This window comes from Psychrilyobacter atlanticus DSM 19335 (assembly GCF_000426625.1).
Taxonomy (GTDB): domain Bacteria; phylum Fusobacteriota; class Fusobacteriia; order Fusobacteriales; family Fusobacteriaceae; genus Psychrilyobacter; species Psychrilyobacter atlanticus.
On the sequence record NZ_KE384547.1, the window covers coordinates 923,308 to 948,773 of the forward strand.

Consider the following 25,466-nt stretch of genomic DNA (forward strand, 5'->3'; position numbering starts at 1 on the left):
AAGAGGTAAATAAATATGAAAAAGATAACACTTTTAGGTATAAACAGTAAATTTGTACATACAAATTTAGCTATCAGATATATAAAAAAAATGATAGAACAGGTAGAAGGGTACAACCTTACCATGGTTGAGAGCAGCATTAATAACCAGCTTCCAAATATTATAAGGGAAGTAATAGAATCAAAACCAGAAATATTATTGGTATCGACATATATTTGGAACAAAGAATTTGTATTCAAAATAATAGTGGAATTAAAGAAGATAAACCCTAATTTGAAGATCTATCTAGGTGGGCCGGAAGTTTCATATAACGCTGTAGAAATTATGGAAACTTATAGTGAGGTAGATGGAATAATAGAGGGAGAAGGGGAAATAATAATAACCAATCTCCTGAAAAAAGGTGAAAAAGATGTTTTAGGACTTTATTATAGGAATAGAGAAAATAAAGATGATATAAAGTTTAACGGGCATGAATCACCTATAGAGAACTTAGATATAATACCATTTCCATATGAAAACTGGGAATTAACAGAAAATAAAGGTAAGATATTTTATTATGAATCTACTAGAGGATGTCCATTTAGATGTTCGTATTGTATGTCTTCCATAGAAAAGAGTGTTAGAAGTTTCAGTTTACCCAGGGTAAAAAAAGATCTTATGACATTTTTAGATGCAGGGGTTAATTTAGTGAAATTCGTAGATAGAACTTTCAACTTAAAGAAAGACCACTACATGGAAGTATGGAAGTTTTTAATAGAAAATTACAGACCAAATACTACATTTCATTTTGAAATAAGTGCAGATTTATTTGATGATGAGGTAATAGAATTTTTAACTACAGTACCAAAAGATCTATTTCAATTTGAGATAGGGGTACAAACAATTAATGAGAATACGATGAAATTGATCAGACGTAAAAATAATTTAGAAAAATTGTCAAAAAATGTACTTGCTATAAAGGATAATATCCACCTTCACCTTGATCTTATAGCAGGGTTACCTAAAGAAGATTTTGAGACCTTTAAGAGCTCGTTCAATTATGTCTATGACTTAAAGCCTGAGATGATTCAATTGGGGTTTTTAAAGATCTTAAGAGGTACCGAAATATCAGACCAAATAGAAGAATTTGACTATAAATATATGGGATTTCCTCCCTATGAAGTTATATCCAATGATGATATAACCTATGAAGAACTCTTAAAATTAAAGGATGTAGAGGAAGTTTTAGATTTTTATTATAATTCAGGTGACTTTATAAAGAGTGTAGATCATTTGATAAATAATTTTTATAGTTCGCCATTTGAATTCTATTTGGATTTGGCTGACTTCTATGAGGCAAAGGGACACTTTAAAGTATCCCATAAAAAATTAGCAATCTTTAACTTTTTGGTAGATTTCTACAATGAGAAAAAGTTTGGAGAGAATGATAATGATGAAAAAATTAGGTTTATAGAGTATCTGAAATTTGACTATATCAACTTGGGGAAACCAGGGAAATATCCAGAGTGGTTTATTTCTTCCAAGGATAAAGATCTGTACCATGAACTGGTGGAAAAGCTGGTAGAGGAATCAAAATTTAAAAATAACAGACAGGGATTTAAAAACACAGAGATGGAGGAGTTTGATATAGACATCTTCACAGGTGAAAGAAAACAAACCAAGCTGTTATTCATATATGAAGGAAAAGAAACTAAAATACAGGAGTGTTAGGATGAAATTACTCTATATGTTTTTATTTATTGGACTGACAATCTACGGGGGAGAATATGTACAGGATGACCTGATTGTAGGGATTAATCGATTTAAAGGGAACAAAGTATATATTAGCTCAGAAAACGGGAGCGCTATTATAGAGATAAAATCAGATGAATACTATACCTATGAGATAAAATCAGGTAGTATTCAAACTATATCAATCAGTGGAGATATGATAAGGTTTAAAGATAAAAGGTCGCCGAAGATCTATCTACATAAAGGAACCCCTGAGACCATTATAAAGATCAGTCTGGATGGAAAAAAATTCAGCAGATACAGGGGAGATTTTGAATTTATTCCCTATAAAAATAGCGTGCTGCCATTAAATAGTGTTCAGTCAGAGGATTATATATATTCGGTAGTTCCATCGGAGATAGGCCACTATTTTCCGGAGGAGGCTATAAAAGCCCAAAGTCTAGCAGCTAGGTCTTATTTATATTATGGATTGAGGTATTCAAAATATGATAAGTTTGATCTGTTCGATAATGTAAATTCCCAGATGTACCTTGGGATGGATAGGGAAAATCAGAAGATAAATTCATCTATAGATACTACCCGTGGAAAGGTGATATTATATAGTGGGAAACCGATAAATGCTCTTTACTATTCTACCAGTGGTGGAATAACTGCTAACAATGAAGATGTATGGGGAGGAAATGTTACTCCATACCTTCGTTCGGTCAATGACAGGGGAAATGAAACTAAATCTCCTAGATTGAAATGGGAAGTAAAGATATCTAAAAATGAAATTTCTAAAAGATTTGGATTTAAGGTAAAGGGACTTAAAGTATTGGAAGTAAAGAGTAACAGAGTCAACAAGATCAAAGTATACGGGAATAAAAATCGGACTATAACAGGGGATAAATTTAGGAGCATAGTTGGATATGGGAAGGTATACAGCACCCAATTCAGGGTAAGATCCAGCGGGAACTACTTTCTATTCACTGGAAAGGGATCAGGACATGGAGTTGGAATGAGTCAATACGGCGCCTATGGTTTATCTCAAAAAGGAAAAAATTATCAGGAGATACTCAAACATTATTATAAAGGTGTAGAGATAAAGGAATACAAGAGGACAAATTAAAAAAATATCCGTGTTGGATTGAGTAAAAAAAGGAAGTGTATTATGGATTTAAAAAAATTTGAAAGATTGAATGAAGAGAAAAAACTGATAGAATATGGAGATAGAATAGTTATAGCCATGTCTGGGGGACCAGATTCAGTATTTTTATATAACCTCCTAAAGAAAGTAAAAGACAGGATGGATCTTAAAATATACTTTACCCATATAAATCACGGTCTCAGAGGGGAAGATAGTGACGGAGATGAAAAATTTGTTATAAGTTTAGGAGGCACAGAAAATATACCTACCTATACAAAAAAAGTCGATATTAAAGAATATTCTAAACTTCATGGCTTATCTGAAGAGGAAGCCGGACGGGAAGTAAGATATGGATTTTTTAGAGAGATAAAGGATCAAGTAGGAGCTACAAAGGTAGCTTTAGCCCACAATGAAGATGATGTGGTAGAGACCTTTATGTTTCGTCTTATTCGTGGGACATCTTTTAAAGGGTTAGAGGGAATTCCAGTCATGAGAGAATTCTTTATCAGACCTATTTTAAGTTATAGAAAGGATGAGATCTTAAAATATTTAGATGAGAATAGGATTGCTTATTGTATAGATAAGACGAACTTTGAAGATATATATACTAGAAATAAGATTAGATTAAATTTAATTCCATCTATAGAAAAAGAATATAATGTTAACTTTAAAGAAAAAATAATAAATTTAATTTCAGATATAGGTGAGTTTAATGGTATTATTAATAGTAACTTGAAAAAGTACACAAAAAATGATATTTTAGATGTAAGGGAACTAAAAAAAGAGGAAAAGTTTATTCAACGGACCATTATCTCAGAATATTTGCAAAAATTTGATATATCTGTAAACAGAAATAAAATACTTGAAATACAAAAGCTTATTTATTCTGATGGAAGCAAGGAAATATATGGAAATTGCAGATACCGTATCAAAAAAACCTATGATGTTTTAGAGGTAGTGGAAGTAGAAAAAGTAAAATTTAATGATCAATTAATTGTAAAATTAACTGTTCCAGGTAGTGTTTTTTGGAATAATTATAAAATCAGTGCCGAGTTAATTAATGAGGATCAAAAATCCAAAGAAGGAAAAAATGAATTTTATTGTAAACTAAGAAAGGATGATGTTTTAACAGTTCGTTCAAGAAAAAATGGGGATAAATTTTACCCTGTTGGGATGAGTGGAAGGAAAAAACTAAAAGATTTATTTATCAACTTGAAAATCCCAAAGGAGGAGAGAGATTCTATTCCAATTATTACTAATTTAGATGAAATTCTATGGATAGGGGGAATTAGAGGGGATAGGCGTTTTGAAGATTTAAAAAAGGAAACTGTAAAACTGAAAATTGAAAAAATTGAGGAGGTAGACTTCAGTGGAAAACAACAACAATAATGATTTAAAAGATGAAAAAAAGAAGGAAAATGGAGAAGATAAAAACACTGAGTACAACGAATTAGAAGAAAGAAAAAATGAGCTTAAAGACAGGTTAAAATACGGAATGAGAAAAAAGAAAAAAAGAAAAAATAGTAATGAAAATGGAGATAAAGAACCAAAAAAAGAACCTAAAAAGAAATTCAACTTTAAGACAGTGATAATGTTATTATTTGTTGTTACAATAATTATGTCATTACCGTCAATGATGGACAGTGCTAAAACAAAAGATCAAAAAGTAATCAGTTATACAGAATTTTTGGAAAAAGCTAACAATGGAGAATTTAAGGTAGTTCAAGAAAAAGAAGGCTATGTAATCGGAAAACAAAAATTAGAAGATACAGTAGCTGTTAGAGCTAGAATGATATCTAACAGAGTTTCACAAGATGCTAATCTTATGAAAGCTTTGACTCAGACAAGTGTTCAGATAAAGTCTGAAGACCCGGCTAAAACACCACTTATCGTTCAAATACTAATCTCATGGTTCCCAATGTTATTACTAGTTGGAATCTGGATATTTATGATGAACAAGATGAAGGGCGGAGGAAACAGCGGTCCTAGTGTGTTTAATATGGGGAAATCTAGAGCTAAAGATAACGGTGAAAATATATCTAACGTTAAATTTGATGATGTAGCAGGGATTGAAGAAGCTAAACAGGAATTAGTTGAAGTTGTAGATTTCTTAAAAGAACCTGAAAAATATAAAAAGATAGGAGCTAGTATACCTAAAGGTGTCTTGTTATTAGGATCACCTGGAACAGGTAAAACTCTATTAGCCAAAGCAGTAGCAGGAGAAGCAGCAGTGCCGTTTTTCACTATATCTGGTTCTGAATTTGTAGAGATGTTCGTAGGAGTAGGTGCCTCTAGAGTAAGAGACTTATTCAATAAAGCTAGAAAAGCAGCACCTTGTATCGTGTTTATCGATGAGATAGACGCAGTAGGTAGAAAAAGAGGATCTGGTCAAGGTGGAGGAAATGATGAAAGGGAACAAACTTTAAATCAACTTCTAGTAGAGATGGATGGTTTCAGCACTGAGGAAACTATAATAGTAATTGCTGCAACTAACAGACCAGAGATCTTAGATAAAGCCCTTATGAGACCGGGAAGATTCGACAGACAGGTTGTTGTAGACAAGCCTGATATTAAAGGAAGAGAAGCTATATTACATGTACATATTAAAGGGAAAAAACTAGGAAAAGATGTAGATTTACATACATTAGCTAAAAAAACTCCTGGATTTGTAGGAGCAGATCTTGCTAACTTATTAAATGAAGCGGCTATATTAGCGGCTAGACAGCATAGAGATATCATTATGATGGAAGATTTAGAGGAAGCGTCTGAAAAAGTATCTATTGGTCCTGCTAGAAAATCAAGGGTAACGGTAGAAAAAGAAAAGCATATAGTTGCATATCATGAAGTGGGACATGCAATGATTCAAACTTTTTATAAAGACACAGTCGATCCTGTTCATAAGGTAACTATAGTACCTCGTGGAATGGCAGCTCTTGGTTATACAATGAGTTTACCGACAGAGGACAGATACTTGAGAAGCAAAAAAGAATATCTGGCTGATATAAGAGGACTATTAGGTGGAAGAGCAGCTGAAGAGGTAGTCTTTGGAGATATTACAACTGGAGCTAGTAATGATATAGAAAGAGCTACAGGAATAGCCCATGCTATGGTGACTAAATTAGGGATGTCTGATAGATTTGGACCTATATTATTAGATGCTACCAAAGAGGGAGATATGTTCCAAAATAAGATCTACGGAGAAGAAACAGCTAAATCAATAGATGAAGAGATCAGAAAGATGATCAATGATGCATATGATGAGGTTAAAACTACCCTTAGAGATAATTATGATCTTTTAGATAAGATATCTAAATCGTTATTGGAAAGAGAGACAATAACCGGAGAAGAACTTAATATTCTTATGGATGGAGGAGAATTAGAGCCATTAAAACCATTAGAAGATGTAGTTGCTAAAGGGCTAGATGAACTGAAAGAAGATCTAAGTAACAAGGAAGAAGAAAAAACAATTTCTGATTCAGATAACTCTCCTTTAGAAGTTGATAAAAATCAAACTGAAACTGAAACTGAAACTGAAACCGAAGGTGAAGTGGAAGAGAAAAAAATAGATACAGATATAGAAGAAGAGAAATAATATAAAAGGGTTACCTTAAAAAGGGTAGCCCTTTTTCTAAGAAAATAAAAATAGGAGGAAAAAAATGAAGGAAAAAAGTTATGAAATTTCGAAGATAGCTATAAAGATGGTGTTAACAACTAGGGAAGAGGAGAAAAAATTAAAGGAAGAATACAAGAAAAATGGAATATTAACAGCAGCAGTAAATATAGGCGGGAAGATGCCGGATATGACCATTAAAATAATAGAAAATTCCATAGTAGCTGCAATAAAAAATGGATTGGTGGACGATAACAGAAGTCATAATGGAATCATAGTAGGAGCTGTAAGAGATGCTTTAAATCAAGTCAGCAGTAAAACTAATGGATTTAATGTAGGAGGAAAGATATCGTTGGTTAAAATAGAAGAGGATATTTCTGTGGCAGTATTATTAAATATTGGTATATTACATCTAAATGAAGTAGCGATTGCTACAGCACATAGAATAATAAATTCATAAGATTAAAGGATGGGTACTTTCATAATTTATGTATTCTATAAGAGGGGATTTTAGTATACAAGGGGGGAGATTATGAGGTTTAAAATAATTGTTTTTTTGTTTGTCTTGATTTTTTCAGTAGGTTATTCAGAAGGGGTTGAGGGTCACAAAGTAAAACTATTGGAAGAGAAGATATCTGATAAGGAAATGGAATTGGAGGAATTAAAAGTTTTATATCAGGAACTTTTAGAAAAAAAAAGTATAACAGACTACCCTAAAATAGGCTTAGTTCTAAGTGGGGGAGGGGCAAAAGGAATTGCTCATATTGGGGTCTTGAAGATGCTAGAAGAATATGGGATAAATGTAGACTATATAACAGGGACTAGTTTTGGAAGTATAGTAGGGGCACTTTATGCTGTAGGATATTCTTCTGATGAGATTGAAAAAATAGTGAAAGAAATTGATTGGGATTCCTTTAAAAATGACAAGCAAGCTAGGAAATATACGTCATTAAAATATAAAATTCAACGTGAAAAATATTTTATGAATTTAGAAATAGATGAAGATTATAATTTGAAATTTCCAAAAGGAGTGCTAACAGGTGAGGCATTTTATTTGGAATTAAAGTCATTATTATTTAGAGCAGAAGGAATAGATGATTTTGATAACCTAGAGATACCTTTTAGAGCAATCTCTACAAATATAAATACCGGAGAGAGAAATGTAGTTGGGAAAGGGGATCTAGCTAAGGCAGTATTTATGAGTATGGCAATCCCAACAATATTAGATCCTGTAGAAGATAATGGTGAATACTATGTGGATGGCGGACTGATAGAAAATCTACCTGTAAAAGAAGTGATAGAGATGGGGGCTGATATAGTTATTGCTATTGACATATCAGCGGACTCAAATGTAATTGAGGACAATTCAAATATTTTTGAAGTTTTAGAAAAAATGACAACCTATAAAAGTGAGGAACAATTTGAGAAAGCTAAAAACTTGTCAGACATTTTAATTATACCAGATGTAAAAGATCATTCCATAGCTGACTTTACTGGGCTAGATGAGCTTATAAGTAAGGGCAAAATAGAGGCTAAAAAACATGAGAAAAAATTAAAAGAACTTAAAAATACACCTAGGGATAATAAAGGGATGATAAAAGAGAAGGATTTAATTAGGATAGAAAAAGTAACCTTGATTGGAAATAAAAGTTTAACTGAGGGAAAAGTTTTAGGGATATCAGGGAAGGGATTACCAGAAGATTATACAAAAGAAGAGATAGGGATCTGGATGAAGAAAATAAAAGGATTATCTATTATAAAGAGGTTTTTTTATGTGATAGAGGAGAATAATCTGATTATAAATGTAAAAGAAAATGAGGCTCAACATATAAGATTGGGGATGAACTACAGTGATGATTATGGAGCAAAACTGAGGATAGTTACTGATAAGACGAGGTATGGTTTAGTAGATAATGAATACATGGTTATGGCTGAGATCTCTAAGTATCCAAAGTTGGAATTTGAAACTATAACAGACTACAGACTTAATGAGAGTCAATATATGGGATTATTGGGGTTAGGAATATCAACAGAACCATTATTTATCTATGATAAAGATGATAAAATATCAGATTATAATAACTATGAATTATATATAAGTGCTGGGCTTGGAACTTCTCTATTTAACTCCTACTTGTTAGCAACAAAATTTTACTATATTGGGGTAAAAAATGAGTATATGAGTGGAAGTAAGGATTTCATAGAAGATTCTCATTGGGAATACAGTAAAAATAGGACTATATTAGCTATTGATACTCGAGATAATGCATATTTTCCCACTAAAGGGGTAAATAATAGGATAGAGTTATTTACAGGAGCTAATATAACAGGTAGAAGTGTAGAGTTTTACGGAGGGTTATATGATTTTCATAGATATCTCCCACTAAATCAAAAATTTAATTTAGAACTAGCAGCTTCTGGAGGTAAAATTGCAGGAGCAAGTGTCCCGGAAAATGAACATTTTAAGCTAGGTGGTATACGAAATAGACTGCAAACAAATCAATTTTCTTTTTATGGGATGAATGCCATGAGAAAGCATGTAGATGAATTTTATATGGCTGCTCTTGCCCTTAGGTATTCATTAAATAGTAGTATGTATCTTAATCTAAAGTATAATGCGGTAACTTACAATACACTAGATGAATTTTCTTTTATCGAGAAAGAGAGAGTTGGAGAAAATTTTGAACACGGTATAGGGGTTGGCTTAGGATGGGATACCTTGGTTGGACCTTTAGAATTTGTAGTTTCAAATGATGTAGATTCAGAAAGTATTTTATTTTCATTATTTTTAGGCTATGAGTTTTAAACACTAAGAGGCTAAAAACATGGAAATTGACTTATCTTTGAATTCATGATAAAATAACTAAAGTTTTTTATATCTAAAATGTAGAATAGAGTATTAGAGTATTAGAGTAGGAATTAGATATGAAAACATAAAATTAGGAGTGTGGTATTAGTGAAGGAAATAAAAGAAGTTCAATTAGAACAGAAATACGGGCTGTCTGTAGCGACAGCAATGGTAATTGGAATAGTGGTAGGAATAGGGATATTCTTTAAAGCGGAAGCGATATTAAAAGCAGCTAGTTTAAATCCAACAGTGGCTATATTAGCATGGGTATTAGGTGGAACTATTACTATACTCGCAGGTTTAACAGCCGCAGAATTAGGAGCAGCTATCCCGGAAACAGGTGGGTTAGTAGCTTATATTAGAAGAATTTATGGAGACTTTGCCGGATTTATGACTGGATGGATGCATGTAGTTTTATATCTGCCGGGATTAGTAGCAGTATTAGCATACTATACAGGGTTTTTTGCAACTATATTTTTAGGAATAGAGAGCACTCCTACAAATGTAGCGATGATATCTGTACCTGCATTTTTATCGGTTTTTGTTATAAATTTATTTATGGCGAAATCTGGTGGTAGATTGCAGACTTTGATAACAGCAATTAAGATAATTCCATTAGCAGGATTACTTATCTTTGGTTTATTAAATGGATCGAATCCAACACCATTTAGCGTGGCACCAGGAGTAGATGCACCATTTAGTATAGGTTTAGTATTAGCAGCATTGGTACCTGTAATGTTTGCTTACGATGGGTGGATGTTAGCTTGTAGTATAGGTGGAGAAGTAAAAAATCCAACGAAAAACTTACCGAAGGCAATTATTTTTGGATTAGGTTTGATTATAGTTTTATACGTGGGATTAAATATTGCTTTACTTAAAACTTTACCAGCTAATTTATTGGCAGAACAAGGAACAGTAGGAGCAGCAAATCTTTTATTTGGACCAATTGCGACTAAAGCTATCTTTGGTGGTATCGTTATATCTGCGTATGGAACATTAAATGGACTAACTCTAGCAGCTATAAGATTTCCTTATACCTTAGCTATTGAAGGACATTTTCCTATGAAAAATCATTTTTCAGAGGTAAGTACAAAATTTAACACACCATTAAAATCTGGGTTTCTAATGTTTGTAATAAGTGGTTTATACTTGTTAGCACCATTTGTAATAGGTATGAGTATTGATATATTTGCTGATATTCCAGTAGCAATTATATGGGCTTTTTATTCAGTATTATTTATAGGATTGATTATATTAAGAAAGAAAGAACCCAACTTAGCAAGACCATATAAAGTTCCGTTATATCCGATTATACCAGTGTTAGCTGCAATTGGTGGGATAGGAATTACAATAAGTGCAACAGTGAGCCAGCCGTATTATATGTTATATTCTATAATTATAATTTTATCGGGAATTCCATTTTATAAAAAGAAATAGTATAAAAAAAAAGCTCCTAATCTTAGATTAGGAGCTTTTAAAATTTACGTTTTTTATATAGAATCATATATTTCTGTTTAAAAGCACATCATCCTTCACCATTCTCAGCATATAGGTTTTTTTAAAAGCAGGCCTTTTTCCAAAAGTAATGATTATTTAACCTCAAAGGGGAGAGGAGTAATTTTAAAAAAAGAGGCTCAAAGCCTCTTTTAATATTTTTTATAATTTACCTAGTGCTAATAAACCAGCTTTCGTAATGAAGTTATGTGGTTGGTTAAAGTGTGGTAGGAAAAACGTATCTGTAAGTGCTAACTTATCAATAGTATATTTTTCTTGGATAGCTAAACTGAAGAAATGTAGGGCTAATGTAATATCTGAAGTAGATGCCATTTGTGCTCCTATAATTCTCTTTGTTTCCTTGTCCCATACCACTTTTACTGTGATCTCATCATTTTCTGGCATGAAAGAAGCTTTGATTAAGTCGGTGTGTTCAACTGTCTCAACATCCATTCCTAAACTTTTGGCCACTGATTCAGTTAATCCAGTAGAGCATAGTGTCAAGCCGAATATATGGATTGCATTTGATCCTTGTACTCCCTGCATCTCAAGTGGTGTACCGCAAGCATTGTGACCTGCAACGATCCCTGTTCTTACAGCATTTGTTGCAAGAGCAATATTTTCAAATTGTTCAGATGCATTGTTGTATACAGTAGAGCAATCTCCTATAGCGTAGACATCTTTAATACTTGTTTCCATCCTATTGTTAGTAAGGATAGCTCCTCTAGGACTTAATTCGATCCCTGTATCTGCTAAAATACCAGTATTAGGTTTGAATCCAATTGACATAAGAACTAGATCAGTATCATACTCTCCCTTAGTTGTGATAACTTTACTTACTTTTCCATCACCTTTAAATTCAGTAACAGTTTCTCCTAATTTCATAATAATTCCATTTTTTTCCAAGTTAGATCTCATCATCTCTTGGAAGTTGGAGTCATAATATCTATTTAATACATCCATATCATTGATTAAAGTAACTTCTTTTCCGTTTTCTTTGAAAGCTTCAACTAATTCAATCCCGATATATCCAGCTCCTACAACGGTAACTTTTTTAATAGATGGATCCTTTATTTTTTCAATTGCACCCTGTGCATTTTGGAAGATCTTCGCATATATAATATTTTCTAAATCATGTCCTGGTAAAGGAGGTAAGATAGGCCATGATCCGATTGCAAAGATAAGTTTATCATAAGTTTCAGTTTTCATCTCTCCACTTTCTAGATCTTCTATCTCTATAGTTTTTTTATCAAAATCTACATTTTTAAAATCATGTTTCATGTGAACTTCTGCCCCAGCTTCACATAATGATTCAGGAGTAGCATAGAATAATCCATCTCCAGAATCAATTACTCCACCAATCCATAGAGCCATTCCACATCCTAGAAATGATATATTATCATTTTTATCATATGTAACTACCTCATGGGTATCTTTATATTTATTAGCAATCTCAAGGATAGAATGAGTTCCTGCATGGTTTGTTCCAATTACTACTACTTTCTCTTTTTTCATAGTTATACTCTCCTTTTGTTTTAATTATAATTTTATATTGATTACAACATCTTATGTGATTAATATATCATTGAATATACTGCGTGTCAAATTTTTTCTAAAAAAAAAGAGAAAAACTCATAAGTAAATTTTTTACTTGAGTCATTCTCTTTTTTTTTATATTAGAAAGTTACAGATATTTTTAATGAATAGAAGTTCATAAAATCTTAGATTTTTCTAATTGGATGGAACGTCATGTTCCTTATTTTTCAACTATAAAAGCTAAAAATTTTAATTTTGTATCTCCTGTATTTTTCAACGAGTGGGAGTGGTCAGATCCTGTATAAACCAAATCTCCAGCACCGACTTCCTTAACAACACCGTCATCGATAACTTGACCTTGACCTTCTATAATATAGTAAAACTCCTCATCATCTATATGAGAATGTTCTCCTATCATAGCTCCGACCTCAAGATCATTCGCCATAACTATCTTTACCTTATTAGTTATTTCATCTCCTACAAGATATTGCATTCCATGGATAAGACCATGTCCCCCACGAGGTTTTTCACTGGTTACTTTTTTTGTTTCACACTCTTTGATTATCATGTTCAGCCCCCTTATACTTATTGTAAAATTTTATTTATCTGTATAATCGATGTTCTTTTATATATTCCTCTACTTCTGGGACTATATATTTATCCAATGATTCGTTGTTTTTTATCTTTTCTCTGATCATAGTAGAGCTGAGATCAAATAGTGGTGCTTCAATGGTCAGAAGTCCATTAGTAGTAGAACAATAGCCCTTTCTTTTGAAAAAAACAAATTTACAGAGATCAACCATCTCATTATAATTTTTCCAGCTGGTTAAATACTCTGCTGAATCTTCTCCAACAATCTCATATATAAGGCTGTCAGGGTGGCTCTCTACGATTTTGAGAAGGGTATCATAGGTATAGGATACCTTTTTAGAATTGATCTCATAATCGCAAGGATAGAGCTTTTTGTTCTTTGAACAGGCTAATTTTATCATGGCCATCCTATCATGACCACTGACAAATTCCTTGTTACATCTATGAGATGGAGTTCCTACAGGCACGATATATAATTTATCCAAATTAAGTTCTTTAATAGCCAGGTCTGCCATCTCTATGTGCCCCCTATGGATAGGGTTAAAACTTCCCCCGAAAATCCCTATTTTTTCTATAATTTTATTATTATCCATATATTAACATCCTTTTATTATCTTCTCTCTATATCTATAATCTGTGATTAAGTTTTTTATTATCTAGAAATTATAAATTTCATGAATTGTATTTATTTTGATGGAACGTCACGTTGCTATTATTTTAGTTTTTCTTTTAAGATCTCTGTATAGATATCTTCTTTTTTATATGTAAATTCATTTAATATCATTCCATAACTAGAGATCTCTAAAGAATCCATAGTTTTAGATGCTGCGATTACTTCTATCTTAGATGTAGGAGTAAAACTAGTAGTTCTGACCCTCTCAAAATTTTTGAATTCAGATCTTTTTTGCAAGATATATGACATTCCCACATAAAATACCTCGTCTGAAAAATCATTGTCCTTCATTAGTTGATATAAGCTCCAAGCCATAGTTGATTTTTCACTCTCGATATCTTCTAATAAAATATAATCAAACAGCATCTTAAAAAATAATTTTTTATCTCTTAAAAATAGCTCTTTTCCATATTTAAAACCAAATATCTTATCTCCGCTTGCCATAATTTTATTGAAATTATTAGTTAAAGTATCCATAGAATATTTAGATAATCTTTCTATTTTTTTTATTTTTTCCCTTTGAGTCAGATCGATCATTGTCTCTAAAAGAGTCTCTATGATCTCTCTATAGTTATCATTATTTATAGTTGTTATAAGTGGAAGAGCATGATTCATTGGTTTTCTTTTGATAGTTCCATCACAATTGATAGTAAAATATGATCTTTTTCCTAATCCTTCTGCAATAGCTTCAATTAATTTTAATTTTCCACCTGTAAGATAAATTTCGCAAAATTTATCTATATTTTTTTCTCTTATATCGTCTATTTGAAACATTTTTCCTCCTACTTTTGAAACAGATTGTCTTCTAACATAGTTAATTCTACTTTCAGTACATACGTTCTAGGCATATGAAAATTTTGCGGAAGTTTTACAATATCTTTTTCTGTAGTTATTATAAAGTCTGCCCCCATCTCATCTGCTCTTTTCATTATTTTTTTAAAGTCTCTTTCTTTAAAATTGTGGTGATCCAAAAAATCCATCCTGTCAGTTGCGGAAGGCATAAGAGAGATCACTGTTTTTTCAAAGTTTAGAGGGTTGGCTAACCCACTGAATAATAAGACCTTTTTTTTGTTTACCCAAAAAAGTGGTTTTCTGTCTCCCTTAAGATCCTTTAAAGAAACTACTCCATATTTGGCTACTGAGATATTTTTCTTATATTTAGATAGGTATTTCTTAATCTTTTTTATCTCTCTATCATCTACAAGATCAGCTTTAGTAATGATAAATTCATTGGCTCTTTTAAGTTGTTTTAAATCTTCCCTAAGTGTTCCTAGAGGTAGAAGTCTTCCCCCTCCAAATGGGTTGGTAGCATCTATTAAAACAATGTTGCAGTCTCTTTCTAATTTTCTATGCTGATAACCATCATCTAATACAATCGTATCTATATCAAAATGTTCTTTGGCTAACATACAGGCTGAATATCTATCTCTGCCTACAATTATTGGAACTTTTGTATTTATAGCATGTAAAAGGGGTTCATCACCACTTTCCTTTGTTGTTGCAAAAATATTTTTTCCATCACTAACGATCATGGGGTCAACTTTCCTTTTGCCCTTATACCCCCTAGATACTATGGCGACTTTTTTTCCTTCATCTAAAAATTTTTGAACTAGATATTGTACAGTAGGAGTCTTTCCTGTCCCACCTACCGTAATATTTCCAACACAAAAAATCTCTATATCGTCTATTTTTTTAGACTTAAAGATTTGTTTGTCGTATAATCTATTTCTAAAATTTGTTATTAAATGATATAGGTACGCTAAAAGTTCCATGTCATTCCTCTTTTCGACTATTTTTTTTGTTCATAATAATTATTTTTCAAATATATCTTTACGTAATCTGGTAATAGCGGCTGCAATCTCGTATTTTCTGGCTTCAACTAGACTTCCGCTATTGCTTTTTAATAATTTACTTAAATTGTTTTTATCTATCTCTGTCTGTATATTTTCTAATTTATCTTTAAAAGTTCCATGGTTACCTTGGGCGAATACCTTTCGAATGATCTCCCCAGTAAATGTTACCTGACCATTTTCAACATATTGTTCCAAGTGACGAATATCAATACTTTCCTTGTCTATTAGGAGTTCATCTAATTCTCTAGTTTTTACCTTGCAACGATCTGAGGTAAATAATTTTTTTGTTTTCTGGGAATCTAGTTTTCTAAAGGTTATATTAAACTTTTCATTAACTCCTCTGACATTTGAATTTTCAAATTTTTCAGAGATGAGTTTTGCCTTTTCAGTAACATCTAGAAGGTTATATTCATCTAACATAATAACTCTGTCTGCCATGGAGAAATAATCTCCTAACCCTCCAACTACAATTATCACAGAGATATCGTTAGCCTTCATAGATTCGATTCTTTCTATAAATGGGGTAATAGGTTCTTTTTTATGGGAGATAAGTTCTTGGATTTTTCGATCTCTTACCATAAAGTTTGTAGCAGTAGTATCTTCATCGATGAGGAGAGTTGTTGCTCCTAATTCCAGAGCTTCCATTATGTTGGCAGCCTGAGATGTAGAACCACTTGCATTTGCCGTAGTAAAATTACGAGTGTCTTTTTTATGAGGTAAATTATTTATAAAATTACTGATATCCAGTTTATCAATCCATCTGCCGTCTTCAGCCCTTATTTTTACAGTATCCCTATCGGTAATAACCCCTTCACGACCATCTCCTACAATGTGGTTATACACACCTTTTTCAATGGCAGTAAGTAGGGTAGACTTTCCATGGAATCCACCACCAGTAATTACGGTAATCCCTTTAGGAACTCCCATCCCAGTGACAGTATCACCATTGTCTAGATGAAGGGTAACTTGCAAAGATTTAGGAGTATTAAACGGGATTCCATCCCTTAAAACCCTGTCATCAATAGAGCTTGTTCTAGCTAATTTTGAATTATTCTCTATGAAAACTATTAAGTTTTCTTTTTTTATAGCACGTCTTATTGAGTCAGATTTCAAATTAGTTTTAATATGCAGTTGTAATTTTTCTAATCCTACATTGAGAATTTTGAGCTCTTTAGAAATTTTAGGGATTTCATTAAAGATCATCATAACTGCACCTCTGCTGGCGATCCTCCTACCGTTGGCAGGTAATCCACCATAAAATTTTACGATGAGGGTGTCACCTATAATTTCAATGGCAGATCTCTTTAGAATTTCCTGTTTAGGAGAGAGGATATTTAACTGACCGCTTTTACCTGAACCAGACCTTTTCCCTAATTTTGAGATCAATTTATTTAGTTTTCTTAAGATATAGTCTTCAAAAGCAATTTTTTTGCTGGGGTTATCATAAAGATCCTTTGAATAACCGTATTTTAAGAGGTTTATCTCTACAGAAAAAAGTGATGGAGAAGCAAATGGGTCTCCCTGGACCCTCAAGATCTCCAAGGTATAATCTATAAAATTATACCTTCCTCTGATCTCTTTATAGCCACCATAACTCTTTCCGTCTAACTTATTCAGTGCTTCTTTTAATTTTTTCATTCTACCTCTCTTTTATACACTTACCGATATTATCTTAGATTCTCCTAATTCTTTATTCATAGTAACACCATAGAGAGTATCAGAACGTCTCATAGTTTCCTTATTATGTGTAATTAAAATAAACTGTGATCTGTCGGTAAACTCCTTTAACTTACTAATAAGTTTTTTTATGTTAGTTTCGTCTAGTGCTGCTTCAATCTCATCAAAGAAAGTAAATGGGCTAGGTTTATACATAAATAGTGCCATAATAAAGGCAATAGCTACCATTGATTTTTCCCCACCTGAGAGTAAAGTTATAGATTGAGATTTTTTATTCTTAAATTTTACCATTAAGTCAATGCCACTTTCAAGAATATTTTCATTATCAACCAGTTGTAATCTACCGATGGAATTATTTAAGACCTCTTTACACATATATTCGAAGTTTTTATCAATTTCCTTATATGCAGTAAAAAACTTAGTCTCGATAATTTTTTCAATATCTTCAACTAATTTTAAAAGGGCTTTTTTACTGACGATAAGGTCATCTCTTTGTGCTGTTATAAACTCATGTTTTTTTGTCAGTTCTGTAAATTCTTCGATGGCTAAGAGGTTAACTAAACCTAATCCCTTTAGTCTTGCTTCTAAACGATAGAGGATTTCTTTAGATTCTGCAACAGTTGATTCTAGAGGAGCTTCTTCTATATCTACTAGTTCAGCTAGTTTTTCCTCTATTTGAGTAACCCAGTTTATAGTTTTTTCTAGTTTTTCAATGAGAATTTTGATCTTGTTCTCTCCTAATATAAGATCTTTCTCAATGTTTTTAACAGCTAAAATTTCCTTTTTCTCCAAGGTTTCAAGTTCTTCTTGGAGTTTTTTCTTCTCTTTGATCTCTAAAAATTCTTTTTCGTACCTTATGTTTTCACTGTGGAATTCATTTTGGATATTATTTAACCTCTCATCTAATTTGATTATATCTGAGTTAAGTTTTTCAATCTCCAATCCAGTTTTTTTATTTTCAGTTTGAAACTCTTGGAGGAACCCTTTATTTCTTTGGATCTCTCTTTCTAGTTGCTTGACTTGTTCTTTTTTATTTAAATAATTTATCTTTATATTGGAATAAGATTTATTGATTAATTCTATTTCTGTTTTAAGAGATATTAATTTTTTATTGTTATCTGCCAAACGATCTTTAGATTTTTTTAGAAACGCTTCAACATCAAATCTTTGGGTAGTGGCATTTTTAAGTTGTTTATTATATTCATTTATGTAATTTGTTTCTTCAACTTTTTCCATCTCTATAACCTTCAATTTTTTTGTTTCTTTTCTATAGGTGTCTGTAAGATCTGTATGATTTCTTAAAATTTCCCGGTAGGAGTCTTCCTTTGCAACTCTAAGATCATCGATATTTTCCAATTTTTTCTCATATTCATCCATTTGTTTAGAATGTGTATCATATGAATTATCTAGTTCTTTATGTTTTTTGTCCAATTCACCGACTATTTTATCCAGTTTTTTTATCTCTTTTTTTCTTTCAAAGATAATTGAACTGGCAGATTTTATATGCTGTCCACCGGTGATACGACCTCTACCTGAGATAAGCTCTCCTCCTAGGGTAACGATATTTCCACGGTGGAGGTTTTCCTTAGATATTTTTAGAGCTACATCTGTAGATTTAACTACCAAAAGGTTTCCTAATACAAATTCTACAGGTTTATTATAGATTGAATTGTAACCGACCAGGTCGCTGGCATAACCTAGAACGCCATCTTGTGATATTGTCTTTTTAGAATTATTTAATTTTATACTGTCAAAGGCTAAGAATGAAGCTCTACCACCATTTGATTGTTTAAGGTAGGAGATACATTTTTTAGCTACCCCGCTGTCTTTTACGACAATATCTTGTAACGATCCACCAACAGATGATTCTATAGCTGTTTCAAGGTGTTCTGGGATATCGATAAGACTTAGAAAAGCTCCGTCTACACCATCAATATTGGCATTTAAAACAGCTTTTACACCTTTAAAAAATCCTTCATTATTAGCTTCTAATTTTTTTAGATTTTCTAATTTTGCACCTTGTCTGCTAAGATTATAGGCCACTTCTTTCCTCTCATCATAGATTGTATTCATCTTTTGACTGAGGGAGTCTATTTGTTTTTCAGCATCTTCAATGGTATCATCAATCTTCTTTATCTCTGTTTGAATATTTTTTTGTTTAGTTTCTAGTAGGTTCAATTCAGTGGTTAATTTTTCAATTTTTTTATTATATTCTACAGCTTCTTCATCTAATCCACGAATCTTATTGGCACTACTCTTAGTTCTTTTTTCAGAGTTTTCTATTTCAGCGATCAATTTTAGTCTGCCCACTTCAGAATCCATAACATGTTCTTTCTGTACTCCAATCTCTATCTCTAGATCTCTTTGAAGAAGTTCAAAATCACCTATTTGTTTTTCATACTTTAGGTTATCCCCTTCTAGGGTTTTTAATTCTTCTAAAACAACATCTTTTTTAGAGTTTAATCTATCTAATTCAGTGATTTGATCTTTTAACTTACCCTCTAAATTTCCTAAATTTTCTTTTTTACTACAGATCTCACGATTGAACCCTTTGATCCTTTCTCCGTATAAAACTTTATCATTGACTAATTTATCCACATCTTTTTTCAAATTAATATTTTTGTCGGTCAATGTATTGATTTCATCGCTGAGAAGATTTCTTTTATTATTTACATCTTCCAAAGTAGCTTCTTTTTCTGTGAATTGTTTTTCGAGTTCTTTTAAGGCAAGGCTTGAGTTGTGTTTCTGTTTAGATAGATCATCTACAATTTTTTGATTAGTTTGATACTCTTCCAGGTAGATAGATTTTTTTAAAGTGTTTATCTCGTCATCTAACTTCTTATATTTAATAGCCTTTTCAGCTTGTTTACCGATTTTTTCTTTATTCTCTTCCAACTCATTGACAATGAGGTTTATTTTATCAGTTTCTAACTCTACCTTAGCAAGTTTCTTTAAGGCTTCGTCTTTACGTAATTTTATTTTTTTTATCCCGGCGGCTTCCTCGATAATACTTTTAATCTCTTTGTTAGAAGCACTAATTATCTTTTCAACCTTTCCCTGTCCAATGACAGAGTAGGCACTTTTTCCTACACCTGTGTCTAAAAATAATTCATTTATATCTTTTAGCCTGCATCTCTGATCATTTATATAGTATTCGTTTTCACTTTTTTTATTGATCTTTCTCGTCACCTTAACTATTTCATCATCTATCTCTAAAACCTTGTCTTCGTTGTCTATATAGAGTGACACAGTAGCAGTACTTCTAGGTTTTTTATTTTTTCCTCCGGAAAATATTACATCGCTACTCTCTTTAGCTCTTATATTTTTATAGGATTGTTCCCCTAATACCCATAGGATAGCATCTAGTATATTAGATTTTCCACTTCCATTGGGTCCTACGATAGAGGTTATTCCCATATCAAAATCAAGTTTAATCTTATCTGCAAAGGATTTAAATCCATCTATTTCTATACATTTTAAATACATATTTTCCTCACTCTTTTTTTATTATTGCCTTACAGGATGTAGTTATCTAAGTTCTCTTCTACGAGGTCATAGCTAAATATTTTAACAACATCTTTTTTTCCAATTTTTATAGTGGATTCTTTTTCATAGGGAGCTTCAAACATAATGTCATTTAATATTTTTTCAATAACACCTGATAATCTTCTAGCACCGATATTTTCAATGTCTTCATTGAGATCGATAGCTATTTCTGCTATTTCATCTATAGCGCCTTTAGTGAAACTCAAGTTAACTTTATCAGTTTTTAATAGTTCTTGATATTGAGTCAATAGATTAAAGTCTATCTCAGTTAAAATCTTTACAAAATCATCTTTATTTAAAGTGTTTAATCTTACTTTTATAGGGAATCTTCCCTGTAATTCTGGCATTAAGTCACTGGGGCTGGCCTGGGTAAAAGCTCCGGCTGCAATAAATAAAATGTGTTCAGTTCGAACAGAACCATATTTGGTCATAACTGTGGTACCTTCGATTATTGGAAGGATGTCTCTTTGAACACCTTGACGTGAAACCTCGCTGTTGCTGCCTTCCCTTTCGGCAATTTTATCTATCTCATCTATAAAGATAATCCCATCTTCCTCTACTTTTTCTACTGCTAGAGGTTTTAACTCTTCTAGGTCTATATTTTGTTCAATCTCAGTTCTTAAAAGATATTCAATGGCATTCTTGACGCTCATCTTAACTATTTTTTTCTTCCCTCCTGGGAAAGAACTCATAATATTATCGATAATACCCTTTACCCCATCCTCTTCAGATTCATTCCCCGTGGCAAAAACTTCAACCATTGGAGCCTCTGAACTTTGGTGTTTTTCAATTTCAATCTCTTGATCATCGTACTTTCCAGACACCACTTCCTCTAACAAAGTGCTTTTTTCATCGGGATTGATCGTACCGTAAGGTTTTATAAGTTTAGCTACCTTAAGGAAGGTAGGTTCCTTATATTTTTCTCTCAACATCTCTATTTTTTCCGACTTTAACTTGTTAAAAGTAATGGAAACAAGGTCCTTTATCATAGATTCTACATCTTTTCCTACATAACCTACTTCGGTATATTTAGTGGCTTCTACTTTGATAAATGGAGAATTTGTAATAGTTGCTAATCTTCTAGCAATCTCAGTTTTACCAACACCTGTAGGGCCGATTAAGATTATATTTTTAGGAGTAATTTCATTTTTTAATTTCATATCTGAAATCTGCTTCCTTCTATATCTATTTCTGAGTGAAATAGCTACATTTTTTTTTGCATCTTCTTGAGAAATTATATATTTATTTAATTCTTCTACAATTTTTTTAGGGATTAAATTTTCTTTCATTTTTTCCTCCTCATAACAGTGTCTAACGACATATTATATACTATTTATGTGGCTATTACAAGAAATGTGTTCATAATATAAAGAGAAAAGTAAAGTGTTTTTCTATCCTTTAAAAAAATATTTTACTATGGCAGATATTTTTATTTTTTTAGAGAATCACAATTTATTCAGGAGTAATTTTGAGTGATTTTAAATGAAAAATATGATAAAATATAAAAAACTATAAATTAAGAATATTTCTATAAAGTACTTTATGCAAATTATAAAAGAGAGTTAAAAAGTGAGGAGGCGGTTTTATGGATAAGAACAAAATAATGGATGGAGTAAAGTTAATCCTAGAGGGTATGGGAGAAGATATAAATAGAGAGGGGTTACTTGAGACTCCAGACAGAGTAGCGAGAATGTTTGGTGAAATTTGCGGAGGGTTGCACAAGGATCCGGCAGATGAAATTTCTGTATTTTTCCATGTAGAGCATAACGATATGGTGATAGTGAAGGACATACAGTTTTATTCATTGTGTGAACATCACTTATTGCCATTTTATGGAAAGGTGCATATAGCCTATATTCCAGAAAATGGAAAAGTAACGGGATTGAGTAAATTAGCCAGAGTAGTGGATGTGGCATCTAAAAAACCGCAACTTCAAGAGCGTCTGAATAGTGAAATAGTAGAAGCTCTAATGGGAAAACTTAGTGCAAAGGGAGTATTGGTTGTAATAGAAGCGGAACACATGTGTATGACTATGAGGGGAATACAAAAGCCGGGATCAAAGACAATTACATCTGGAGTAAGGGGAATATTTAGAACCAATCTTGCAACCAGAGAAGAAGCACTGTCATTGATAAAACATATGTAGGAAAAAATTAATTGTAAGATGAGGCCTGATAGTGGGTCTCATTTTTTTATTTAGAAAAATATAAAATTTAAAAATAATAAAAAATCAAAAAAAATGATACAAATTAGGAAAAAACTTAGAATTACAATATAATTAAATTAATACTAGAAGGTGGGAGGAAACATTGGAAATGGGAAGACAAATTAGATTGTGGGAACCTCCTGCAGCTGTATCTGTAAAGGGGACGATATTCATAATTCATGGTATGGGAGAATACTCTAAAAGATATGAAGAAATGGCTGGTTATATTAACAATAATGGATATAGGGTGGCTATGATAGATCACATTGGACACGGGAATAATATAAAAAAAATTGAAGAATTGGGATTGATAAAAGATGAGTTCAAAACTTCCATGGAGGAGCTTATGGACTCTATTGAACAAAATAGAGGTGAGAAACCGTTATTTATACTGGGACATAGTATGGGGTCTTTTATCACTCAAATTTTACTGGAAAGAGGGGTAGAGAATGATGGGATTATCCTATCAGGGTCTACAAGACCATCTAAAATTTCAATAGAATTCGGATATTTTATATCGAGATTTCTTTTGTTATTTCGAAATAAAAGGGATCTGATATTAAATAAGTTGTTATTCGGAAGAAATAACTTGAAATTTTTAGGAGATAAAGAATTCAGATGGTTATCTAGGGATAAAAAGAGTGTGGAGGAGTATGAGAGTGATCCTCTATGTGGGTTCATTCCCTATACGAGTTATTTTCAAGGTTTATTTTATCTTTTGAAGGAATCCTCAAAGATAGGAGATAAAAGAAAATATAAAAAAAATCCTGTATATATCTTTTCTGGATCAGATGACCCTGTGGGGGCCTATGGGGCTGGGACAAAAAAATTATATGAATTTTATAAAAAAATGGGATATATGGACATCACATTAAAATTATATAAAGAAGGTCGTCATGAGATGTTGAACGAGGTAAACAGATGTGAGGTTTATGATGACCTTTTGGTGTGGTTAGACGGGAGGTCGATATGATGAAGTGGATTATAAGTTTATTTATTTTAATTTTCTATGGCTGCAGTAATCTTCCATCAAATATATCTATGGAAAGTCCGATTTATCAGACTAATAATGTAGAGTTTTATTATGACTTAACTCACAGAAGAGAGGACACTGTCTATACTGAGCATAGGATTTTTAACCAGATGGAAAAAATGATAGAAAATGCCGATGAATTTGTAGTTATGGATGTATTTTTATTCAATAATTTATATAATGCCAGTGAATTTAATTTTCCTAAAGTTTCTTCTGGAATAAAAAAAGCTCTGATAAAAAAGAAAAAAGAAAATAAAGATATAAAGATATATTTTATAACCGATGAAATAAATACTTTTTATGGGGTTTACAACACAAGTGAGCTGGAGGAATTAGAAAAAAATGGGATTACAGTTATTTTAACCGATCTTACAGAAACTCATGGAGCTAATAGCGTTTATTCTACATTTTGGAAATATTTTTTTAGTTGGTTTGGAACAGGGAAACATGGATGGCTTCCAAATCCATTCAGCTCGGAAGCTCCAAAGGTAACCATAAGGGCTTATTTAAAATTAATTAATTTAAAGGGGAATCATAGGAAGGTATTGGTGACAGAAAAAGAAGCTTTAGTAACTTCAGCCAACCCCCACAGTGCCAGTGGATATCATTCCAATATAGGCTTTAAATTTGACGGTGGGATAATAAATTCAGTAGTAGAATCAGAAAAAGCTGTAGGAGAGCTATCAGGAGTTGAAATGAATCTGCCTGTAGTTGAATTTCATAATGAAGGTAAGTATAAGATTCAGTTACTTACCGAGGGGAAGATAGGAAGTGCTTTAGACGAAGATATAGACAATAGTCAAAGTGGAGATGAGATCTATATAGGTATGTTCTATCTAGGGGATAAAGTAATTGTTAAAAAATTAGTTGATGCAGCGAAAAGAGGTGTCGAAATAAAGTTGATATTAGATGAAAATAAAGAGGCGTTTGGGATGAAGAAAACAGGGATCCCAAATAAAGTTACGGGTAAAAAATTAATAGATAAAAGCAAGGGGAAGATAGAGGTAAGGTGGTATAGATCTTCAGGAGAACAATATCACACTAAATTAGTGGTTATAAAAACATCTGATAAGTTAATAATAAATGGAGGTTCAGCCAACTTGACTAAGAGGAATATCAGAGATTATACTTTAGATACTAATATAAGAGTGGAAGCTCCTTTAGATTCTAAATTGGCTGTCGATATAGAGCAATATTTTGATATGTTATGGAATGATGATAAAGATACCTATATTATAGAAAAGGAAAAATTAGAGGATGGGTATATAAGTAATAAAATTTTATATGATATTCAAAATATAAGTGGATTTTCAACCTATTAAATTTTAAATAAACTTGAATTGGATAATTATAGATATTGTTGTGTATTTACTGGATATTTGGATGTTCTAAACTTGTATTTTGCTACCTCATATGATAAAATTACAATAAAAGTTCGATTTTTGGATAGATAGGATGGTCGATTTGGAGAAGAAGAGGAAAATTTTTATTTTATTAAAAATTATTTTAATATTATTTTTGATATATGTTTACATTGCAGAC

Annotated in this window: 18 protein-coding genes; 10 read left to right on the forward strand and 8 right to left on the reverse strand. The window is 32.0% G+C overall.

The window, feature by feature from the left end; genetic code table 11:
• Positions 1–15: 15 nt before the first annotated feature.
• The 7 genes from K337_RS0104855 (at position 16) to K337_RS0104885 (ending at position 10,752) form a co-directional block, all read left to right on the forward strand.
• Entirely contained in the window at positions 16–1,710 is a 1,695-nt protein-coding gene (locus K337_RS0104855; protein WP_028855607.1) for a B12-binding domain-containing radical SAM protein, read from the forward strand.
• Between the two features lies 1 nt (position 1,711).
• Complete coding sequence (locus K337_RS17710) at positions 1,712–2,839, forward strand: SpoIID/LytB domain-containing protein (protein WP_051251613.1); 1,128 nt, start codon at positions 1,712–1,714, stop codon at positions 2,837–2,839.
• Positions 2,840–2,881: 42 nt separating this feature from the next.
• The gene (tilS, locus tag K337_RS20155; RefSeq protein WP_028855608.1) at positions 2,882–4,246 is read left to right on the forward strand and encodes a tRNA lysidine(34) synthetase TilS; all 1,365 of its coding nucleotides are present in this window, start codon (positions 2,882–2,884) and stop codon (positions 4,244–4,246) included.
• Positions 4,227–6,449 carry an ATP-dependent zinc metalloprotease FtsH gene (gene ftsH, locus K337_RS17715; protein WP_281168326.1) on the forward strand — a complete coding sequence of 741 codons (2,223 nt, stop codon included), beginning with the start codon at positions 4,227–4,229 and terminating at the stop codon, positions 6,447–6,449. Before tilS ends, ftsH begins: the two co-directional genes overlap by 20 nt.
• A 64-nt stretch (positions 6,450–6,513) precedes the next feature.
• The gene (locus K337_RS0104875; RefSeq protein WP_028855609.1) at positions 6,514–6,927 is read left to right on the forward strand and encodes a HutP family protein; all 414 of its coding nucleotides are present in this window, start codon (positions 6,514–6,516) and stop codon (positions 6,925–6,927) included.
• Between the two features lie 72 nt (positions 6,928–6,999).
• On the forward strand, positions 7,000–9,273 hold the full coding sequence (locus tag K337_RS0104880) for a patatin-like phospholipase family protein (RefSeq protein ID WP_028855610.1): 2,274 nt from the start codon (positions 7,000–7,002) through the stop codon (positions 9,271–9,273).
• A gap of 150 nt (positions 9,274–9,423) precedes the next feature.
• Positions 9,424–10,752, forward strand: a complete 1,329-nt coding sequence (locus K337_RS0104885; RefSeq protein ID WP_245584870.1) for an APC family permease — start codon at positions 9,424–9,426, stop codon at positions 10,750–10,752.
• A gap of 219 nt (positions 10,753–10,971) precedes the next feature.
• On the opposite strand, the gene nox is transcribed toward K337_RS0104885, so the two are convergent.
• From nox to hslU, 8 genes are all read right to left on the reverse strand, one after another.
• Complete coding sequence (gene nox / locus K337_RS0104890) at positions 10,972–12,324, reverse strand: H2O-forming NADH oxidase (RefSeq protein ID WP_028855612.1); 1,353 nt, start codon at positions 12,322–12,324, stop codon at positions 10,972–10,974.
• 241 nt (positions 12,325–12,565) lie between these two features.
• Positions 12,566–12,913: a cupin domain-containing protein gene (locus K337_RS0104895; RefSeq protein WP_051251614.1), complete on the reverse strand. Its 348-nt coding sequence runs from the start codon at positions 12,911–12,913 to the stop codon at positions 12,566–12,568.
• A 34-nt stretch (positions 12,914–12,947) separates the two neighbouring features.
• Positions 12,948–13,529, reverse strand: a complete 582-nt coding sequence (gene nadD / locus K337_RS0104900) for a nicotinate-nucleotide adenylyltransferase (RefSeq protein ID WP_028855614.1) — start codon at positions 13,527–13,529, stop codon at positions 12,948–12,950.
• A gap of 119 nt (positions 13,530–13,648) precedes the next feature.
• The gene (locus K337_RS0104905; RefSeq protein ID WP_028855615.1) at positions 13,649–14,383 is read right to left on the reverse strand and encodes a hypothetical protein; all 735 of its coding nucleotides are present in this window, start codon (positions 14,381–14,383) and stop codon (positions 13,649–13,651) included.
• 8 nt (positions 14,384–14,391) lie between these two features.
• Positions 14,392–15,381, reverse strand: coding sequence for a tetraacyldisaccharide 4'-kinase (gene lpxK / locus K337_RS0104910; protein WP_028855616.1), 990 nt, complete (start codon positions 15,379–15,381; stop codon positions 14,392–14,394).
• Between the two features lie 39 nt (positions 15,382–15,420).
• Positions 15,421–17,100 (reverse strand): ABC-ATPase domain-containing protein, encoded by a 1,680-nt coding sequence (locus K337_RS0104915; protein WP_028855617.1) that lies wholly within the window; start codon positions 17,098–17,100, stop codon positions 15,421–15,423.
• Between the two features lie 12 nt (positions 17,101–17,112).
• Positions 17,113–20,625, reverse strand: coding sequence for a chromosome segregation protein SMC (gene smc, locus K337_RS0104920; protein WP_028855618.1), 3,513 nt, complete (start codon positions 20,623–20,625; stop codon positions 17,113–17,115).
• Positions 20,626–20,654: 29 nt separating this feature from the next.
• Complete coding sequence (gene hslU, locus K337_RS0104925; protein WP_028855619.1) at positions 20,655–21,974, reverse strand: ATP-dependent protease ATPase subunit HslU; 1,320 nt, start codon at positions 21,972–21,974, stop codon at positions 20,655–20,657.
• Between the two features lie 296 nt (positions 21,975–22,270).
• On the opposite strand from hslU, the gene folE reads away from it, so the two are divergent.
• The 3 genes from folE (at position 22,271) to K337_RS0104940 (ending at position 25,246) form a co-directional block, all read left to right on the forward strand.
• Positions 22,271–22,831 (forward strand): GTP cyclohydrolase I FolE, encoded by a 561-nt coding sequence (gene folE / locus K337_RS0104930; protein ID WP_028855620.1) that lies wholly within the window; start codon positions 22,271–22,273, stop codon positions 22,829–22,831.
• 169 nt (positions 22,832–23,000) lie between these two features.
• Positions 23,001–23,864, forward strand: a complete 864-nt coding sequence (locus K337_RS0104935) for an alpha/beta fold hydrolase (protein WP_156877313.1) — start codon at positions 23,001–23,003, stop codon at positions 23,862–23,864.
• The gene (locus K337_RS0104940) at positions 23,861–25,246 is read left to right on the forward strand and encodes a phospholipase D-like domain-containing protein (RefSeq protein ID WP_028855622.1); all 1,386 of its coding nucleotides are present in this window, start codon (positions 23,861–23,863) and stop codon (positions 25,244–25,246) included. The genes K337_RS0104935 and K337_RS0104940 overlap by 4 nt, the downstream gene beginning before the upstream one ends.
• Positions 25,247–25,466: the final 220 nt, after the last annotated feature.

What these genes read in the sequence shown, in the direction of transcription:
- K337_RS0104855 (WP_028855607.1), top strand. Translation starts at nt 16, where the DNA reads ATGAAAAAGATAACACTTTTAGGTATAAACAGTAAATTTGTACATACA.
- K337_RS17710 (WP_051251613.1), top strand. Translation starts at nt 1,712, where the DNA reads ATGAAATTACTCTATATGTTTTTATTTATTGGACTGACAATCTACGGG.
- tilS (WP_028855608.1), top strand. Translation starts at nt 2,882, where the DNA reads ATGGATTTAAAAAAATTTGAAAGATTGAATGAAGAGAAAAAACTGATA.
- K337_RS0104875 (WP_028855609.1), top strand. Translation starts at nt 6,514, where the DNA reads ATGAAGGAAAAAAGTTATGAAATTTCGAAGATAGCTATAAAGATGGTG.
- K337_RS0104880 (WP_028855610.1), top strand. Translation starts at nt 7,000, where the DNA reads ATGAGGTTTAAAATAATTGTTTTTTTGTTTGTCTTGATTTTTTCAGTA.
- nox (WP_028855612.1), bottom strand. Translation starts at nt 12,324, where the DNA reads ATGAAAAAAGAGAAAGTAGTAGTAATTGGAACAAACCATGCAGGAACT.
- K337_RS0104895 (WP_051251614.1), bottom strand. Translation starts at nt 12,913, where the DNA reads ATGATAATCAAAGAGTGTGAAACAAAAAAAGTAACCAGTGAAAAACCT.
- nadD (WP_028855614.1), bottom strand. Translation starts at nt 13,529, where the DNA reads ATGGATAATAATAAAATTATAGAAAAAATAGGGATTTTCGGGGGAAGT.
- K337_RS0104905 (WP_028855615.1), bottom strand. Translation starts at nt 14,383, where the DNA reads ATGTTTCAAATAGACGATATAAGAGAAAAAAATATAGATAAATTTTGC.
- lpxK (WP_028855616.1), bottom strand. Translation starts at nt 15,381, where the DNA reads ATGGAACTTTTAGCGTACCTATATCATTTAATAACAAATTTTAGAAAT.
- K337_RS0104915 (WP_028855617.1), bottom strand. Translation starts at nt 17,100, where the DNA reads ATGAAAAAATTAAAAGAAGCACTGAATAAGTTAGACGGAAAGAGTTAT.
- smc (WP_028855618.1), bottom strand. Translation starts at nt 20,625, where the DNA reads ATGTATTTAAAATGTATAGAAATAGATGGATTTAAATCCTTTGCAGAT.
- hslU (WP_028855619.1), bottom strand. Translation starts at nt 21,974, where the DNA reads ATGAAAGAAAATTTAATCCCTAAAAAAATTGTAGAAGAATTAAATAAA.
- folE (WP_028855620.1), top strand. Translation starts at nt 22,271, where the DNA reads ATGGATAAGAACAAAATAATGGATGGAGTAAAGTTAATCCTAGAGGGT.
- K337_RS0104935 (WP_156877313.1), top strand. Translation starts at nt 23,001, where the DNA reads ATGGGAAGACAAATTAGATTGTGGGAACCTCCTGCAGCTGTATCTGTA.
- K337_RS0104940 (WP_028855622.1), top strand. Translation starts at nt 23,861, where the DNA reads ATGATGAAGTGGATTATAAGTTTATTTATTTTAATTTTCTATGGCTGC.